Origin of the sequence: Bradyrhizobium sp. NAS96.2 (assembly GCF_001908235.1) — a bacterium.
Classification (GTDB): Bacteria; Pseudomonadota; Alphaproteobacteria; order Rhizobiales; family Xanthobacteraceae; genus Bradyrhizobium.
The window spans coordinates 38,487-54,638 of the sequence record NZ_LGHK01000023.1 but is presented as its reverse complement, the minus strand read 5'-3'; the positions used below and the strand labels follow the sequence as shown (position 1 = coordinate 54,638).

Here is a 16,152-nt window from a genome sequence, read left to right as displayed (position 1 = left end):
AGCACTCCGATCGCTATCCGCGCCGCGCCCATGCTAGAATTTCACCGTCGCCGAGAGCGAGAAGCGCCGCGCATCGCCCATCGCCACCGTCAGGATGTTGTTGGCGGATGGATAGTAGACGGTGTCGAACAGGTTCTTGACGTTGAACTGGTAGATCACCGGGAACGTCTGGACCTTGGTCTCGCAGGTCGCAAACACATCTGCGACGGTGTAGGCCGGCAGCACGAAGCTGTTCGCGGCGTCGCCGGGCCGGTCGCCGACATAGTGCGCGCCGCCGCCGAGACGCAGCCGGCCGGGCAGGGTGGTGCCGAAGTCATAGACCAGATAGAGCGAGGCGGTGTTGAGCGCGACGTTCTGCAAGGCGTTGCCGGCGAGCGTCGGATCCTCGGTGACGCGTGCATCGGTGTAGCCATAACTGCCGATCATGCTCCAGCTGTCAGTCAGCCTGCCGGTGACGTCGAGCTCGACGCCGCGCGAGCGAACCTTGCCTGCGGTGCGGTACTCGACGATGGCGGTCGCAGGATTGAGCTGCGAAACCAGCACGTTCTTCTTCTCGATGTCGTAGAGCGCAAGCGTGCCGGAGATCCGCTTGTTGAAGTCGAACTTGACGCCGGTCTCCCACTGGGTGCCCTCTTCGGGCGCGATGTTGGAGCCGATCACGACGCCGCCGGTGAGCGGCGCGATGGTCGAGGTCGGCTTCAGCGACTGCGTGTAGCTCGCATAGAGCGAGACCTGGTCGGTGAGCTTAAGGATGGCGCCGCCAAGCGGCAGCGCCTTGTCCGCCGACACATTGGTGTTGGTGATGAAGGGCCGGCCCCTGCCGGCGATCTGGTCGTAATCCATGTAGCGCACGCCGCCGACCAGCGCGAAGCGCTCAGTCAGATGCAGCGTGTCCTGGAAGAACAGCGACCACTGGCCGAGCTTGTCGGTCTGGGCGCTGTCGCTGGCCGATACCGTGGCGCCCGGCGTGATCAGCCCATAGACCGGATTGTAGAAGTTGAAGCTTGGCGTCGCCTGCCGGATCAGATTGTCGCGGTAGATCGTGCGGTACTGGCCGTCGCCGCCGAACAGCACCTCGTTGCGGAACCCGCCGAGCCAGACATTGCCCTGCAGATAGGAGGTGCCGTAGCTCGAATTGCTGAGCGAGCCCTGCGTGCCGTCATTGCTGCGGGTCTCGACGCCGGTCTTGCTGTTGATGCCGGTGATGCGGAGCTGGTTGGCGCTGAATGTCTCGGTGTTGTAGCTGTAGGCCGCGAACAGCTTCCAGTCCTGGTTCAGTCGGTGCTGGACCGAGGCCTGCATCAGGTCGGAGGTTCCCCACATGTTGTTGAAGGGCTCGTCGAGCCGGCGTGTCGCGAGGATCGCGAGCGGTGCCTTGGTCACGGCATCGAACGCGGTGCCGCGGTCGAACGGCGCAATGAATTCGCGGTGCTCATAGTTGAGCTGGACGGTGGTGTTGTCGCCGTACCAGGCCAGTGACGGCGCGACCAGCATCTCGCGATGGCGTCCGAAATTGCGCCAGTAGTCCTCGCTCACGCCATAGCCGATGAAACGATAGGCGAGGCCGCCATTGCCGATCGGGCCCGTGATGTCGATGGTGCCGTCGGCGCCGTTCTTGTTGTTGGCGTAGGTCGAGCCGAGCAGGGTCACCGAGCCGTGCTGGTAGAGCTCGGGGCGCTTGCTGATCGTGTTGACGATGCCGCCGGGATCCATGATGCCGTAGAGCAGCGAGGCCGGGCCCTTCAGCACCTCGACGCTCTCGACCGCGGCATTGAGGCTGCGGCCCTGCACCAGCGGCATGCCGTTGCGCATGATCGAGCCGTCGCGATTGTCGCCGAAGCCGCGGCGCATCACGGCATCCTGGGTTCCTGCCAGCGTGTTGCCCTGGGTGACGCCGCTGACATTGGCTAGCGCGTCGTCGAGATTGCGCGGCAGCTGATCCCTGAGCACCTGCTCCGGCACGACGTTGACCGTCTGCGAGGTGTCGAGCGGCGAGGCGCCGCTGCGCAAGGTGGTCGCGCTTGGCATCGCGCGATAGCCGAGCTTGGCTTCGTTCAGCGCGGCGGCGCTGGCTGCCGCGCGCTCCGATGCGGTCGGTGGCGTCGGCTGGGTATTTCGGCTGCGCTGCCGCGCCGTGGCCGCCGCCTGCGTTCGCTGCGCCGACCGCGCCGAATTGGCTGCAGGCTTGCGCTTCTGCGTCGGCTGTTCGACCGTGACCGGTGGCAACGGGACGCTCGATTGGGCGTTTGCCGGCGTTACTGCGGAGGAGACGTCGGCGAGCAGGAACGCTGCGCCGATCAGCAGGTGGGTGCGGCCCTTGTCGGCGGCAATTCGACGGTCGCCGACAACCCGGCGATCAGCATTCACAGGCACTCTTGGGCTTCCGATTCACGCGAACTCATGCACGCCGCGCCTCTAGCAGTCGGCGCGCGCGAAAAGAACCGGAGCAGACTTGAATCCCTCTAACCGGATTGGATTTGAATCGTTCTAAGACGCAGCGAGGCTCGCGCGTGTGCGCGAGCCTCGCACCCCATGACTTGATTGTTGCGTAAGCGCGTCAATTGGTCGCGCGATCCCGGAGGTCGCTATCCTGTCACGCCTCACGCGTAGAGTTCGCCGTACGTCGCGCGAAGTGTCTCACGACATCGCCAGGCTGACGGGCGCCGAGCCGACCACTCCGGTGCTCACGCCGTCGCGTGCCATCGATTCGATCTCGCCCCAGTTCTCGCGGAAGATGCGCGCCGCCTCGTTGGCGCTTTCCGCCTGGATCGTCAGACTGCACGCGCGTCTGGTGCCATTGCTGGCGAGCTGGAAGTAGAGAACATATCCAGACGATTCCGCACTCCGTGCGGCCAGCGGTGCCTGCTGCATGTAGGTTTTCCCCATAGTGTTCTTGTTGCGCCACCCGCGAACAGGATTTGACAGGGATGCGGCACATTCGTGATTCAAAGCGCGCAATCTGCGCGATTGTGCGTTTTTGTCTGGCGGTGTTGCCGGGATTCAACAGACGTTGGAACCAGCGCGGCGCATCGACAGCAACCCAGCCGCGATCACGGCGCGCGCTCAACTCTGTCGCGGCGTGGCTTACGCATCGCCGTCGGGATGCACCATCAGGGTTTCCTGGATTGACGTTGCGAGCATCGTTCCGTCGCGGTCATGGACGCGGGCGATCGACAGGCCGCGGCCGCCGTCGGCGCACGGGCTCTCGGTGTCGACATGCATCCAGGCGTCGGGCGAAAATGCGCGATGAAACCAGATGCAATGGTTGAGGCTCGACAGATAGAGCGGGGCGCGCGCCTGCAGGTCGCGGAGATGGCCGCCGACGCTGGAAAAGTTGAGCCACCAATCCGAGAGATAGGCGAACACCGCCGCTTGGGCGCGGGAACCCGTGGCGAGCGGCTGCCTGGATCTGATCCAGAAGCGCAGGCGCGGCTCTGCGGTCGTGGCCGAGAGCTGCCGCTCGATCTCGGGAACGCGAAAATCCATGCTGGGTTTGATCAGCGGCGAGTAGGGACCGAGCGGCCGCAACTGCGCCATCAGCGCGTCTGGGATCGCGGTCAGGTCAGGCAGGCCTTCCGGATCCTCCAATCGCGCGAACCGGGCGGCGTGCCGCGGACCCGGCTGCGGTGCGCAGAACGTGGCCTGCGCGCTCAGGACCGTTTGTTCGCCCTGCTGGCCTACGATATGGCGAGAGGAGAACCGTTTGCCGTCCTGGAGAATCTGCGCGTCAAACGTGATGCGCCGGGCAGGATCGGCGCCGCGCAGGAACAAGAGCTGCAGCATTGCCGCCGGGCGATCCTCGGGCGCACTCAGCGTCGCGGCCATCATGGCCTGGCCAAGGATCTGGCCGCCGTAAGAGCGCCCGTTGAGATTGCCGTCGCCGAAGCGGCTGCGATAGCGCAGCGGCGCGATGGTCTCGAGCGAGACCAACGCCTCGGCCGCCTGGTTGTCCCATGGATCGCACGCGGTTTCGTCACCGTCCGCGACGCGGATGCCTTGCCCGTCCATCACATCGCCGGGAATTTCTGCGGTCCCGGATAGCGCGGATAGCCGGCGGCGACGCCATATTCGCTGATGCCATATCCGGTCTCGTTGCCGCTTTCGAGCCGGACGACATGGTCCGACAGCGTGCGCGCGATGGCACGCGTCGCCGCATCGTCGAGGTTCCACACGTCGTGCGCGGCATGGTTCTCGCCGCGGTCGTCGCCATGGGTCCAGCCCTGCAACCCGCCATACATGCCGGCCTTGAGATAGAACCGGGTCGGCAATCCCAGCATCCTGACGCGGCGCGGCTCGCCGCGATCGAAGCTGAAGGTGAAGTCGGCCGCAGCGATGGTCTGCCCGTGCGGATCGTCGGCCCACTCGATTGTGTGTTCGACCGCGGTGACCTCGCGATGCGACACCGATCCGTCGGTCTCGCGGCGGAACTCGGTGCCCGACAGGTAATGCGGCTTGCCGGGCGTGCGCTCCTTGATGAAGATCGACAGCGCCGACGCCTCGAACTGGAACATCGACCAGGTCCAGAAGAAATTGCGATGCGTCGCAACCGGCGGCCGCGTCTCGTCGGTGCGCATCTCCGAGCGCAGGCCCCAGGAGCGGTCGCGCTGTCCCCACCATCGTTCCGGCTCGATGTCGTAGCGCTTGCCGTCGGCGTCGATCCAGCCGCGCCAGCGGCCGAATTGCGAGACACGGGCGAGATCCTCCTCGACGACGCCATTGCGCTCGCGGAAATTCTGCTTCTCCTGCGCTGCCGGAAAGCTCGCCTTGAATTCGAGCGCGAAGCTGATGCCCGACGGATTCTCGGCGAGCGAGACCCTGTGCAGGCTGTTGCCCTCGACGATCTCGATTCTGAGCCCGCCGACTTCCGTCTCCAGCGGACGCGTCCCGAGCCGCCGCGAGGCACGGAAATTGTGCTGGCAGCGGCCGATGGTGATGCCGGCAAAGCCGTCCATCACGTTGCGGTTCGGATAATAGCCGAGCCCGATATCGATCAGCAGCTCGCTGCCGTCGATCGGATGCGCGGTGTACCAGTAGCGCTCGGTGAACCTGATATCGCCGCCGCCTGCCTTGGCAAACGGCTGCGGTGTCTGATGGCCGATGAGATCGTCCTGGGCTGTCAGCATTGTTCTTGTCCTTGGTGTTTGAGCCGGTTCGGTTCGTCGGATGTGGTGCGGGATCAGTCCTTAGCCGTTCCTGCGCCCACGATGTCGCCGAACAGCACCCAGGTCCTGCCGTCGAAGCGTGCGAAGCGGCGTTCGGTGATCGCCGCGTAATCCTGCGGCGTGGTCTGGATGGTGATGCCCGGCAGCAGCATCGGCAGCTCGATGCCGCTGAGATTGGTGGCCTGTCTCAGCACGTTCTCGCGGGTGAGGTTGTCGCCGCAGCGCTGCAGGATGATCGCCCCGAGCTGTGCCGTGGTGTAGCCGGTCACCGCGATCACGTCGTTCGGGTCCATGCCCGGCATATATTTCGCGACGAAGGCGAGATAGTCGGCCATGCCCTTGTCGTTGGCCCAGGCCGGATCGTTCGGCGTCTTGTAGCTGGTCGTGGTCAGGATGCCGGTCGAGGCCTCGAGTCCGGCCGGCACCAGCACGCCGGCGATCGAATTCGCGGTCGAGCCGAGGAAGATCAGCGGCTTCCATCCGAGTTCGTGGATCTTGCGGATCGCCATCGAGGCGAACTTGTTCTGCGCGGCGATCAGGATGGTGTCGGCGCCCGATGCCTTCAGGTTCACGATCTGCGAGTCGATCGTCGGCTCGGTCGACTGATACATCGCCTCCTTGACGATCATCGTCTCGGCTTTCGCACCGAGCCCTTCCTTCAGGCCGAGCACAAAGTCCTTGCCGATGTCGTCGGCCTGCAGCAGCACGCCGATCCTGGCATCCGGCTTCTCGCGCAGGACGTAGCGCGCGATGATCCGGGACTCGTTGACGTAGGTCGGCGAGTAGGGCGTCGTCCAGGGAAACTGCTTCGGATCGTTCCAGCGCGTGCCGCCGCTCTGCACCAGCAGCTGCGGGACCCCGTTGCTGTTGAGATATTTCTGGATCGCCGCGTTGGTCGGGGTGCCGAACGGCGCCATGATCGCGAGCACCTTGTCGTTTTCGACCAGCGCGCGCGTCGCCTCGACGGTCTTCGGCGGGCTATAGCCGTCGTCGCGGGTCAGAAGGTTGATGTGGCGGCCGTTGATGCCACCCTTTTCGTTCAGCATCGCAAAATAGGCGAGCATGGTCTTCGGGAAGCTCGCATAGATCGACGCCGGCCCGCTGTAGGGCGCATTGGCGCCGAGCAAGATCTCGGTGTCGCTGACCCCCGGACCATAGGCCTTCTGGGCGTTCGCTGTTCCGAGCGCGCCGGTGAGCGCGAACGCCCACACTGCAAACGTGACGATTGGCTTCCGCATCTTCCCCTCCCATGACGGCCCTCTTTTGCGGGGCTCGTTGATCCCGACGACGGCCGCCTTCCAGGCTTTACCCGCCGCGCTCGCTATGCAATAATAGACCGTCTGTCCGGATTATCAACTGGAATCTCCGGGCGGCGTATCGGCATGCGCGCATGACGGAAATATCCGCAGGCGTACGCAGCGGCGTGACGGCGAGGAGGAAACATGAAGCTGACGCAGGCGCTCATCTCGGCTGTGCAGTTGCGCAAGGATTCACCGGGCACCATCCATGCCGGACGGTCGCGGAACTGGAAGGAGATCGGCCGCCGCGTCGCCTGTGCCGCGGGCGGGCTGCGGAGGCTCGGCATCGAGCCCGGCGATCGCGTCGCCATCCTGGCGCACAACAGCGACCTCTATATCGAGGCGCTCTACGCCATCGCCTGGGCCGGTGCGGTCGCAGTGCCGCTCAACACGCGCTGGGCGGTCGCCGAAAACGCCTATGCGATCGACGATTCCACACCAAAGCTGCTGCTGGTCGACCAGGCCTTTGCCGAGATTGGATCCGCGCTGCGCGGCGCGAAATCACTCACCGCGATGGTCTATCTGGATGAGGGAAAGGTTCCCGACGGCATGCAGGGCTATGACGAGCTGGTTGCGCACGCGCCGATCGAAGATGCATCCGGCGCCTACAACGATCTTGCCGGCATCTTCTACACCGGGGGCACCACCGGCTTCCCCAAGGGCGTGATGCTGTCACACGCCAACATCGTCTATGAATCGTTGGTCTGGATCTATGCGCTCCGATTCCGCGAGGACACCCGATACCTGCACTCGGCCGGCATGTTCCATCTGGCCGGCACCTCGCCGATGATCGCACTGACATTGGTCGGCGGCACGCATGTCACCATCCCGAAATTCGAGCCTGAACTGGCAATGAAGACGATCGCCGAGCACAAAGTGGATTACTGCCTGTTCGTGCCGACCATGCTCAACATGATGCTCAATCATCCGTCCTTCGGCACTTATGATCTGAGCAGCGTGAAGGATTGCGAATATGGCGCCTCTCCGATGCCGGATGCGCTGCTGGTCAAGCTGATGCGCGTGCTGCCGAGCTGGCGCTTCCATCAGGGCTACGGCATGACCGAGAGCGCGGCGCTGGCGACGATCCTGCCCTGGGAATACCATGCGCTCGAGGGGCCGCTGGCAGGCAAGCGCAAATCGGCGGGCCGGGCGGCGCCGGGCGTCGAGATCCGCATCGTCGATCCCGCGGGCAACGAGCTTCCGCGCGGCAGCGTCGGCGAGATCGCGATCCGCGGCGCCGGCGTGATGCTCGGCTACTGGCGCAAGCCCGAGGAGAGCGCGCGCGTGTTGCGCAATGGCTGGCTGCACACCGGCGACGGCGCCTGGATGGACGAGGACGGCTTTGTCTATATCGTCGACCGCCTGAAGGACATGATCGTCTCCGGCGGCGAGAACGTCTATTCCGGCGAGGTGGAGAACGCCATCTTCCAGCATGAGCAAGTCAAGGAATGCGCCGTGATCGCGGTTCCCGATCCGCAATGGGGCGAGGCGGTGCATGCCATCGTCGTGCCGAAGGACGGCGCGCGGCTCGATTCCGAGATGGTGATCGCGCATTGCCGCACGCTGATCGCTGGCTACAAATGCCCGCGCTCGGTCGACATCCGTCTTGAACCGCTGCCGCTCACCGGCTCCGGCAAGATCATGAAGTCGGCGCTGCGCGAAGAGAAGTGGCAGGGCTATACGAGGTCGGTCAATTGATGCCGGAGGCTGCGAAACGATCCGACGATGTGCCGGGTACTGCGCCGAACCTTGTTCGCCCGGCCGTGGTGAATGACGATGCGGTGCAGACTGCGCTCGCGCAACACATGTCGCGGATATCCGGGAGCCGGACGGAGATCAAATGCTTCGGCCGCAAATCGTCGGGCTTCTCCTGGATCACCTACGCCTTTGCGGCACGCTCCGCTCTCGGTGGGGACCGCAAGCTGATCCTGCGTGTCGGTCCGCCGAGCGGGCTGTTTGCGCCTTACTCCGTGCTGCCGCAGGTCCATGCGCTGCAAGCATTGGCCGGCAGCGGCGTTCCGGTTCCGGCACTGGTGTCGTCGGCGCAGGATGGCGCCGAGATCGGTCTTCCTTTCTTCATCTGCGAGCACATCGAGGGCGACGTTCCAGCGCCCTGGGCGGCGAGCGAGATCGATCCCGACCACAAGCGCGCGATCGCCCGGCAGTTCATCGAGATCCTCGCGTCACTGCATCGGATCGACCCGAGCGCAACGCCATTCGCATCGCTGCAGCAGGGCGGCGAACGTGCCGAAGTCAGCGCAATCGCCGGCTGGCGTGCCTCCCTCGCGCGTCCGACGGCGCGCTACTATCCGCTGCTCGATTGGGGCGGCCGCTGGCTGCACGACAATTGTCCGCAGCCGCCGTGCCGCACCATCGTGCATGGCGACTACCGGATCGGGAATTTCATCGAGCATAGGGGGCGGATCGCCGCCATTCTCGATTGGGAGCTGACTCATCTCGGCGATCCCCATGAGGATCTCGCCTGGGCGATGATGCCGACCTTCAACGCCAGGAGCCGCAAGCTCTACGGCGTGCTCGAGCGCGCCGAGGTGATCGATCTCTATCAGCGCGCCTCCGGCATTGCGGTTTCGGACAGGAGCCTCGCCTTCTACGAGGCGTATGCACTGTACCAGGCGGCAGCGATCCAGATGTGCGCCGTGCGCGCCTTCGAGGTCGATCGCTTCAACGACATGCGACTTGCGGTGATGGCAAGCCAGATGCCCTCGATCGTGCGGGCCTTCGAGCGGGCATTGGAGGCCGCGGCATGAGCGTATCTTTCGAACGGCTGATCGACGGCGTCATCGATGCCCTGCAAAGCCATGTCGTGCCGAATAGCAACGACGATTTTGTCCGCGGACAGGTGTTCTCTGCGATCTACGCGCTGAACGGGCTGAAGCTCGCCGCGGATTGGAAGGCCGGGCCGCTGCTGGAGCAGGTGCGTCTGCAGGACGACACGTTCGCGGCCGTCAGGCGACTGGCCGACGGCATGATCCATCCCGAGATTCCCACGACGCCCCGCGTCCAGGGCGACACGTCGGATGCGACCGCGATCGAGGCGTTGCGCAACGATGGCGACCGGCAGCTGGGACAGCTCCTGCTCTGGGCGAGCGGCGAGGATGCGCGTGCAGCCGATCGTGACGCCGCGACCGAGATCGAGCGTCTGCTGCGGCGGGCGATCTGCGACCAGCTCAAGATCGAACTCGCGACGACGCCGAAGTCGATGCTGCAACAGATCGCGGGCGGCGAACGCGAGGGTAGCGCAGCGCAGGGCTGAGGCGCACCGGCGACCACCGGGAATTGCATCTTTGCGCGCTGCTCGGCGGTGCGTGGTGTCCAGAAAGACGCTTGCCGACCCCCGGTGCCCGTGCTATTAATTTACCGAACGGTCGTTCGGATTATTATTGGCCGGTAAAGGCACCCGCAGCAAGCGGTCGGCGAGGGAGACGGAGCGATGAACATGATGACCGGCGTCCCGCCATGGGAGCGGCTGATCCGGCCCGACCGGGTGCACGGATCGCTCTACACCGATCCCGAGATATTCGAAGCCGAGCTCAAGAACATCTGGTACCGGACGTGGGTCTATGTCGGCCACGAGAGCGAGGTGCCGAACGCCAACGACTACGTCGTCAAGTCGATCGGCCCGCAATCCGTGATCATGACGCGCGACGAGCAGGGTAAGGTCAACCTGCTGCTCAACCGCTGCTCGCATCGCGGCAACCAGGTCTGCTCCTTCGATCGCGGCAATGCGCGCTCGTTCACCTGTCCGTTCCACTCCTGGACCTTTGCCAATGACGGCCGTCTGGTCGGTTACGCCTTCCCCGACGGTTACGAGGGGCAGGACAAGTCGCAGCTCGCGCTCGGGCGGGTGACGCGCGTTGAGTCCTACCGCGGCTTCGTGTTCGGCTCGTTCGCGGCCGATGGCCCGACCCTGAAGGAGCATCTCGGCGGCGCCGCCGAGACCATCGATCGGCTGGTGCGCACCTCGCCGGAGGGCGAGGTCGAGATCACCGCGGGTTTCCTCAAGCATCGCGTCAAAGCGAACTGGAAGTTCATCCTGGAGAATGAGTGCGACGGCTATCACCCGGCCTTCGTGCACACCTCGATCTTCGGCGTCGCCGACAGCATGATCGGCAAGCTCTATGGCGGCGCCTCGACCGCACTGACGCGCGATTATGGCAACGGTCACACCGAGATCGACCTGCGGCCCGAGTTCCGCAAGCGCGATGCGCCGATGAGCTGGTTCGGCACCAGCGAGGAGCGGCTGCCCGACTACACCGCGCGGATGAAGACGGCCTATGGCGACACCGCGGCGCGCGAGATCATGATCGACGGTACGCCGCATGTGATGATCTTCCCGAACCTGTTCATCGCCGAGATCCAGATGTTCGTGATCCAGCCGCTCGGCGTCGACGACAGCGTGCAGCACGTCACCGCGCTGCAATTCAAGGGCGCCCCCGATCTGAACCGCAGGCTGCGCCAGCAGACCATGGGCTCGGTCGGACCGGCCGGCTTCCTGCTTGCGGACGATTCCGAGATGTACGAGCGCTGCCACCGCGGCGTGCTGGCGCGCAATCCGGAATGGATCTTCCTCGGCCGCGGCGAGAAGCGCGAGCGGCAGGACGAACTCGGCTTCACGGTCGGCCACGTCACCGACGAGGTGCCGTCACGCGGCATCTGGACCCATTATCGCAAGCTGATGGAGCCGGCCTGATGCTGTCACGCGAGAGCAGCGCCACCTTGATGAGCGCCATCACCGCCTTCCTTTATCGCGAGGCGCGGCTGCAGGACGAGCATCAATACGAGGCCTGGGAAAAGCTCTGGACCGATGACGGCGTCTACTGGGTGCCGGCCAACGGCGCCGACATCGACCCGGAGCGGCAGATGTCGATCATCTACGACAACCGCTCGCGGATCGCGCTGCGTGTCCGGCAGCTGATGACCGGCAAGCACTTCACCCAGACGCCGCAGTCGAACCTGCGCCGGCTGATCTCCAACATCGAATTGATGGACGAGCAGCCTGATAATGGCGACATCGCGGTCGCCAGCAACAGCCTGATTTTCGAGTCCAGCCTTCGCGACGACACGCTGTGGGCGGCGCGCAACGAATACCGGCTGCGTCATGTTGATGGCGAATTGCGGATGGCCAGCAAGAAGGTCATCCTCGTCAACAACGACAAGGCGATCTACACGCTGTCATTCCTGGTTTAGGGAAGGTCTCGCCATGATCGACAAGGGCCCCGTTCTGCTCGACATCACCGACGGCATCGCGCGGTTGCGGCTCAACCGTCCCGATGCGGCTAACGGCATGAGCGCCGAGCTCTTGAGCGCGCTGTGCGACGCCATCATGGTCTGCCACGGCCATCCGGATCTGCGCGTGGTGCTGCTGAGCGGCGAGGGCACCAATTTCTGTGCGGGCGGCGATGTCCGTGCCTTCGCCTCCAAGCGCGAGAAGCTGCCGGACTATATTCGGCAAGCCACGGCCTATCTGCAGAATGCGGTGACCGGCCTGCTGCGGCTGGAGGCGCCCGTCATCGCCTCGGTGCAGGGCTTCGCGGCCGGTGGCGGCGGCTTTGGCCTGGTCTGCGCCTCCGATATCGTGATCGCGGCGGAGTCGGCAAAATTCCTCGCCGGCGCGACGCGGGTGGCGATGGCGCCGGATGCCGGCGTCTCGGTCACGCTGTCGCGGCTGGTCGGCCTGCGGCGGGCGATGTCGATCCTGTTGACCAACCCGGTGATCCCGGCGGCCGAAGCGTTGCAGATGGGCATCGTCACCAAGGTCGTGCCCGATGATGAACTGGCCGATGCATCGCTGGCGCTGGCGCGTGAGCTTGCCGCCGGTGCGCCGAAAGCGCTGGCGGCGACCAAGCGGCTGGTCTGGGCCGGCACCGGCACCAGCATCGAGCAGTGCCTCTCTGAAGAGGCGCGCACGGTTGCCGAACTCTCGGGAATGGCCGATGCCCGCGAAGGGCTCGCCGCCGTGATCGAACGGCGCAAGCCAGTGTTCACGGGGCGCTGAAATGGCGACCTTGCCATTCGGGCGTCTCGATGACCGCCGCGCCTTCGTCTCCGGCGGCGCGCGCGGCATCGGTGCCGCGATTGTCCGCAGCTTTGCCGCGGCCGGCGCCAGGGTCGTGATCGCCGATCTCGATGTCGCCGCTGCCTCGGAGCTCGCGCGCGAGACGGGGGCTCACGCCGCAGGGCTCGACGTCAGCGATGCGACGGCGGTGCAAGCCATGATGGCGCAGGACGGCCCGTTCGACATCGTCGTCAACAATGCCGGCATCGATCAACATGCCTTCTTCACCGATACCACCGTGGAGGATTGGGCCCGGCTGATCGCGGTCAATCTCACTTCGGTCTTGGCCTGCACGCACGCCGCGTTGCCGGCGATGCAGGCGGCGCGCTTCGGCCGCATCATCAACGTCACTTCGGAGGCCGCCCGGCTCGGCTCCAGGGGCGGCGCGGTCTATTCCGCGGCCAAGGGCGGCGTGATCTCCTTCACCCGCAGCATCGCGCGGGAGAACGCGCGGTTTCGCATCACCGCGAATGCGATCGCGCCGGGGCCGATCCGCACGCCGATGCTGGAGCAGGCCGTGGCAAACGGCGGCGACAAGATCCTGCAGGCGATGACCGGTGCGACGCTGCTCGGTCGCCTCGGCGAGCCGGAGGAGGTCGCGGCCGCAGCGCTGTTCCTGGCTTCCGACCAGGCGGCCTATATCACCGGTGAGACGCTCGGCGTGTCCGGCGGCATGGGCATCGGCGGCTGATGGGCACCGCGGGCGACGATATTGCAATCGATCCGGTCGAACGTGCGATCGAGCGACTGCGCGCGATCTATCGGAGCTGGACCCGCGAAACGACCGTGGCGCAGATGCGCACCGATTGGGATGCCGCCTTTGCCGGCTGCTCGGTGCCGGTGACGTGCCAGCCGGTCTCCGCCGGCGGCGTCGATGGCGAATGGATCGCGCCGGCTAACGCACCGCGGGACAAGGCGATCCTTTATTTTCACGGCGGCGGCTTCCGCATCGGCTCGATCGCCTCGCATCGCGACCTGATCGCGCGGATCGCCGATGCGACCGGCTGCCGCGTGCTTGCGATCGATTATCGGCTTGCGCCGGAGCACCGCTTTCCTGCGGCGCTGGATGATGCGCTGACGGCCTATCAATATCTGTGCGATCAGGGACTGCATCCGGAGGATATCGCCTTCGCCGGTGACTCCGCCGGCGGCAATCTCGTGCTCGCTGCGATGCTCGCCGCGCGGGATCGCGGCCTGCCGCTCCCCGCCGCGGGCGTGCTGATGTCGCCCTGGACCGATCTCGCCGCGACCGGCGCCAGCTATGAGAGCAGGGCGGAGGCCGATCCGATCCACCAGCGCGCGATGATCCTGGCGCTGGCCAAGAACTATCTCGGCAAGGATGGCGATGTCAGCGATCCATTGGCCTCGCCGCTCTATGCCGATCTCGCCGGCCTGCCGCCGTTGTTGGTGCAGGTCGGCGACCGCGAGACCGTGCGCGACGATTCAGTGGACCTCGCTGCGCGGGCCAAGGCGGCCGGCGTCGACGTCGAACTCCAGGTCTGGGACGGCATGATCCACGTGTTCCAGCTATTCCCGGAGATTGCGCAGGCGCGAGAGGCGATCGCATCCATCGCAGCTTTTTTGCGCAACCATCTTCACATCGGCCATGAGAGGGCGCCACAATGAACGTCATGACCTCGGATCCGCGCCAGCATACCGAAGCCGAATTCCATTTCTCGGAGCCGCCCAATCTGCCCGAGGAGCTGCGCATGCTGCGTGAGCAGGTGCGCCGCTTCGTCGAGAAGGAAGTGGTGCCGCATGCCGAGGCCTGGGAGCGCGGCGGCAAGATCCCGCGCGAGATCTATCGCCGGATGGGCACGCTCGGCTTTCTCGGCATGCGCCACGCGGCCGAGTATGGCGGCACCGACATGGGGCCGCTGGCCTCGATGGTGTTCGCCGAGGAGCTCGGCCGCTCGAGCTTCGGCGGCTTCACCTCGTCGATCCTTGTCCACACCGACATGTCGGCAGTGCACATCAGCCTGCGCGGCACGCCGGAGCAGAAGCAGAAGTATCTGCCGGCGATCATCCGCGGTGAGACGGTCTGTTCGATCGCGGTGACCGAGCCCGATGCCGGCTCCGATGTCGCGGGTCTGAAGACGCGCGCGCGGCGCGATGGCGATCATTGGGTCATCAGCGGCGCCAAGATGTTCATCACCAACGCGGTCTATGGCGATATCCTGATCGTCGCCGCGCGCACCGATCCTCATGCCAAGGGTAGCCGCGGCATCTCGCTGTTCATCGTCGAGCGCAACACGCCCGGCATCACGGCAACCAAGCTCGACAAGCATGGCTGGCTTTGCTCGGACACCGCGGAGCTCGCCTTCCAGGATGTGCCCGTGCCGGCGGAGAATTTGCTCGGCGAGGAGAACAAGGGGTTCTATGGCATCATGGAGACCTTCCAGAACGAGCGCATCTGCATCGGCGGCATCTGCGCCGGCGAATCCGCCAAGGCGATCGAGCTGACGACGAACTATGTGAAGACACGGCAGGCGTTCGGCGGCCCGCTCTGGAATCAGCAGGGCGTGCGGATGAAGCTTGCTCAGCTCGCCGCGAAGGCGGCTGCGGCGCGGGCGCTGGCCTATCAGGCCGCCGAGCTGGCCGCGGCCGGAAAGGAATGTCTCCGCGAAGTGTCGATGGTGAAGGCGCTGTCGCCGGAGGTGCTGCACGAGGTCGTGCATGGCTGCCTGCAGCTGCATGGCGGCTCAGGCTTCATGCGCGGCACGCCGATCGAGCGCATGGTGCGCGACGCCCGCGTGCTGACCATCGGCGGCGGCGCCACCGAGGTGATGCTGGAAGAGATCGCCAAGCGGATGTGAGGGGCCTTACGGCACCACCGGCTTGCCCTGCCCAACGGTCCGCGCCGCGATGCCCGGCTTCAGCCGCCAATCCTGTCCAAAGTCCGCGAGCGGATGAAAGAACAGCGGCTCGGTCGTCTCGATCTGCCGCAGTCGCTCGGCGTAGTCGTCGAGATAGCGATGGCGCGTCGCTTCATCGACGAAGTTCACCGAATACGACACGAAGGGCGGCAGCACCTTGCAGCCAGCATAGGCCAGCATGCCGTTCTGGATCGGCCACAGCACCACATCGAGTGCGCCGACCAGTCCGTCGGGCGCGCACATGCCGGGATAGGCGGCGGTCGAGGTCACGACCATGGCGCGGCGGCCGGCAAGGCCACCGGTGTCGTAGCGGCGGCCGCTGCCGTAAATTGCTCCGTTGACGAACACACGGTCGATCCAGCCCTTCATGATGGCGGGGACGGAGAACCACCACAGCGGAAACTGTAGGATCAGCAGGTCGCACCACAATAGCTTCTCGATCTCGGCGGCGATGTCGCCGCTGAGCGCGCCATGTTGCAGATTGTATTTCTGCTCGCGGTCATATTGCAGCCGGTCGGGAAACCGCCGCGTACCAAAGTCGTCGGCGGTCGCCACCGGGTTGAAGCGCATGGCGTAGAGATCGGAGATCCTGACCGTGTGCCCGAGCGCGGTGAGCTCCGCGACCGACCGCGCCAGCAGCGCAGCATTGAACGACTGCGTCTCCTGATGGGCAAATACGATTAGGACCTTCATCTTCTCACTCCATCGATCCGGGCGACGCAATGCCGCGACGGCGGTCT

Annotated in this window: 15 protein-coding genes; 9 read left to right on the top strand and 6 right to left on the bottom strand. The window is 65.3% G+C overall.

The window, feature by feature from the left end:
• Positions 1-33 precede the first annotated feature (33 nt).
• The 5 genes from AC628_RS06410 to AC628_RS06390 all read right to left on the bottom strand — a co-directional run bounded on the left by AC628_RS06410 (position 34) and on the right by AC628_RS06390 (position 6,400).
• On the bottom strand, positions 34-2,367 hold the full coding sequence (locus tag AC628_RS06410) for a TonB-dependent siderophore receptor (protein ID WP_074125887.1): 2,334 nt from the start codon (positions 2,365-2,367) through the stop codon (positions 34-36).
• Between the two features lie 270 nt (positions 2,368-2,637).
• On the bottom strand, positions 2,638-2,871 hold the full coding sequence (locus AC628_RS43770; RefSeq protein WP_167529081.1) for a hypothetical protein: 234 nt from the start codon (positions 2,869-2,871) through the stop codon (positions 2,638-2,640).
• Between the two features lie 213 nt (positions 2,872-3,084).
• Entirely contained in the window at positions 3,085-4,008 is a 924-nt protein-coding gene (locus AC628_RS43765; RefSeq protein WP_168193315.1) for an acyl-CoA thioesterase, read from the bottom strand.
• The gene (locus AC628_RS43760) at positions 4,008-5,123 is read right to left on the bottom strand and encodes an Rv3169 family protein (RefSeq protein ID WP_074125885.1); all 1,116 of its coding nucleotides are present in this window, start codon (positions 5,121-5,123) and stop codon (positions 4,008-4,010) included. The genes AC628_RS43765 and AC628_RS43760 overlap by 1 nt, the downstream gene beginning before the upstream one ends.
• A 53-nt stretch (positions 5,124-5,176) precedes the next feature.
• Positions 5,177-6,400 carry an ABC transporter substrate-binding protein gene (locus tag AC628_RS06390; RefSeq protein WP_074125884.1) on the bottom strand — a complete coding sequence of 408 codons (1,224 nt, stop codon included), beginning with the start codon at positions 6,398-6,400 and terminating at the stop codon, positions 5,177-5,179.
• Between the two features lie 204 nt (positions 6,401-6,604).
• Between AC628_RS06390 and AC628_RS06385 the strand changes: the two genes are divergently transcribed.
• The 9 genes from AC628_RS06385 (at position 6,605) to AC628_RS06345 (ending at position 15,352) form a co-directional block, all read left to right on the top strand.
• Positions 6,605-8,158 (top strand): acyl-CoA synthetase, encoded by a 1,554-nt coding sequence (locus AC628_RS06385; protein ID WP_074125883.1) that lies wholly within the window; start codon positions 6,605-6,607, stop codon positions 8,156-8,158.
• Positions 8,128-9,228: a phosphotransferase family protein gene (locus AC628_RS06380; protein ID WP_143201462.1), complete on the top strand. Its 1,101-nt coding sequence runs from the start codon at positions 8,128-8,130 to the stop codon at positions 9,226-9,228. Before AC628_RS06385 ends, AC628_RS06380 begins: the two co-directional genes overlap by 31 nt.
• Entirely contained in the window at positions 9,225-9,734 is a 510-nt protein-coding gene (locus AC628_RS06375) for a hypothetical protein (RefSeq protein WP_074125881.1), read from the top strand. The genes AC628_RS06380 and AC628_RS06375 overlap by 4 nt, the downstream gene beginning before the upstream one ends.
• Positions 9,735-9,911: 177 nt before the next feature.
• Complete coding sequence (locus tag AC628_RS06370; protein WP_074125880.1) at positions 9,912-11,171, top strand: aromatic ring-hydroxylating oxygenase subunit alpha; 1,260 nt, start codon at positions 9,912-9,914, stop codon at positions 11,169-11,171.
• Positions 11,171-11,668 carry an aromatic-ring-hydroxylating dioxygenase subunit beta gene (locus tag AC628_RS06365; RefSeq protein WP_050425761.1) on the top strand — a complete coding sequence of 166 codons (498 nt, stop codon included), beginning with the start codon at positions 11,171-11,173 and terminating at the stop codon, positions 11,666-11,668. The genes AC628_RS06370 and AC628_RS06365 overlap by 1 nt, the downstream gene beginning before the upstream one ends.
• A gap of 13 nt (positions 11,669-11,681) precedes the next feature.
• A complete protein-coding gene (locus AC628_RS06360; RefSeq protein WP_074125879.1) occupies positions 11,682-12,476 on the top strand; it encodes an enoyl-CoA hydratase/isomerase family protein in 795 nt (264 codons plus the stop codon).
• A 1-nt stretch (position 12,477) separates the two neighbouring features.
• Complete coding sequence (locus AC628_RS06355) at positions 12,478-13,227, top strand: SDR family NAD(P)-dependent oxidoreductase (protein ID WP_074125878.1); 750 nt, start codon at positions 12,478-12,480, stop codon at positions 13,225-13,227.
• Entirely contained in the window at positions 13,227-14,162 is a 936-nt protein-coding gene (locus AC628_RS06350) for an alpha/beta hydrolase (RefSeq protein ID WP_074125877.1), read from the top strand. The genes AC628_RS06355 and AC628_RS06350 overlap by 1 nt, the downstream gene beginning before the upstream one ends.
• Positions 14,159-15,352: an acyl-CoA dehydrogenase family protein gene (locus tag AC628_RS06345; RefSeq protein ID WP_083632644.1), complete on the top strand. Its 1,194-nt coding sequence runs from the start codon at positions 14,159-14,161 to the stop codon at positions 15,350-15,352. The genes AC628_RS06350 and AC628_RS06345 overlap by 4 nt, the downstream gene beginning before the upstream one ends.
• Positions 15,353-15,358: 6 nt before the next feature.
• Here AC628_RS06345 and AC628_RS06340 read toward each other — a convergent pair whose 3' ends face one another.
• A complete protein-coding gene (locus AC628_RS06340) occupies positions 15,359-16,105 on the bottom strand; it encodes an NAD(P)H-dependent oxidoreductase (RefSeq protein WP_074125876.1) in 747 nt (248 codons plus the stop codon).
• Between the last annotated feature and the right edge of the window lie 47 nt (positions 16,106-16,152).

Coding starts and splice junctions, on each gene's coding strand:
- AC628_RS06370 (WP_074125880.1), top strand. CDS start 9,912: ATGAACATGATGACCGGCGTCCCGCCATGGGAGCGGCTGATCCGGCCC.
- AC628_RS43765 (WP_168193315.1), bottom strand. CDS start 4,008: ATGGACGGGCAAGGCATCCGCGTCGCGGACGGTGACGAAACCGCGTGC.
- AC628_RS06345 (WP_083632644.1), top strand. CDS start 14,159: ATGAACGTCATGACCTCGGATCCGCGCCAGCATACCGAAGCCGAATTC.
- AC628_RS06365 (WP_050425761.1), top strand. CDS start 11,171: ATGCTGTCACGCGAGAGCAGCGCCACCTTGATGAGCGCCATCACCGCC.
- AC628_RS06390 (WP_074125884.1), bottom strand. CDS start 6,400: ATGCGGAAGCCAATCGTCACGTTTGCAGTGTGGGCGTTCGCGCTCACC.
- AC628_RS06385 (WP_074125883.1), top strand. CDS start 6,605: ATGAAGCTGACGCAGGCGCTCATCTCGGCTGTGCAGTTGCGCAAGGAT.
- AC628_RS43770 (WP_167529081.1), bottom strand. CDS start 2,871: ATGCAGCAGGCACCGCTGGCCGCACGGAGTGCGGAATCGTCTGGATAT.
- AC628_RS06340 (WP_074125876.1), bottom strand. CDS start 16,105: ATGAAGGTCCTAATCGTATTTGCCCATCAGGAGACGCAGTCGTTCAAT.
- AC628_RS06355 (WP_074125878.1), top strand. CDS start 12,478: ATGGCGACCTTGCCATTCGGGCGTCTCGATGACCGCCGCGCCTTCGTC.
- AC628_RS43760 (WP_074125885.1), bottom strand. CDS start 5,123: ATGCTGACAGCCCAGGACGATCTCATCGGCCATCAGACACCGCAGCCG.
- AC628_RS06350 (WP_074125877.1), top strand. CDS start 13,227: ATGGGCACCGCGGGCGACGATATTGCAATCGATCCGGTCGAACGTGCG.
- AC628_RS06375 (WP_074125881.1), top strand. CDS start 9,225: ATGAGCGTATCTTTCGAACGGCTGATCGACGGCGTCATCGATGCCCTG.
- AC628_RS06360 (WP_074125879.1), top strand. CDS start 11,682: ATGATCGACAAGGGCCCCGTTCTGCTCGACATCACCGACGGCATCGCG.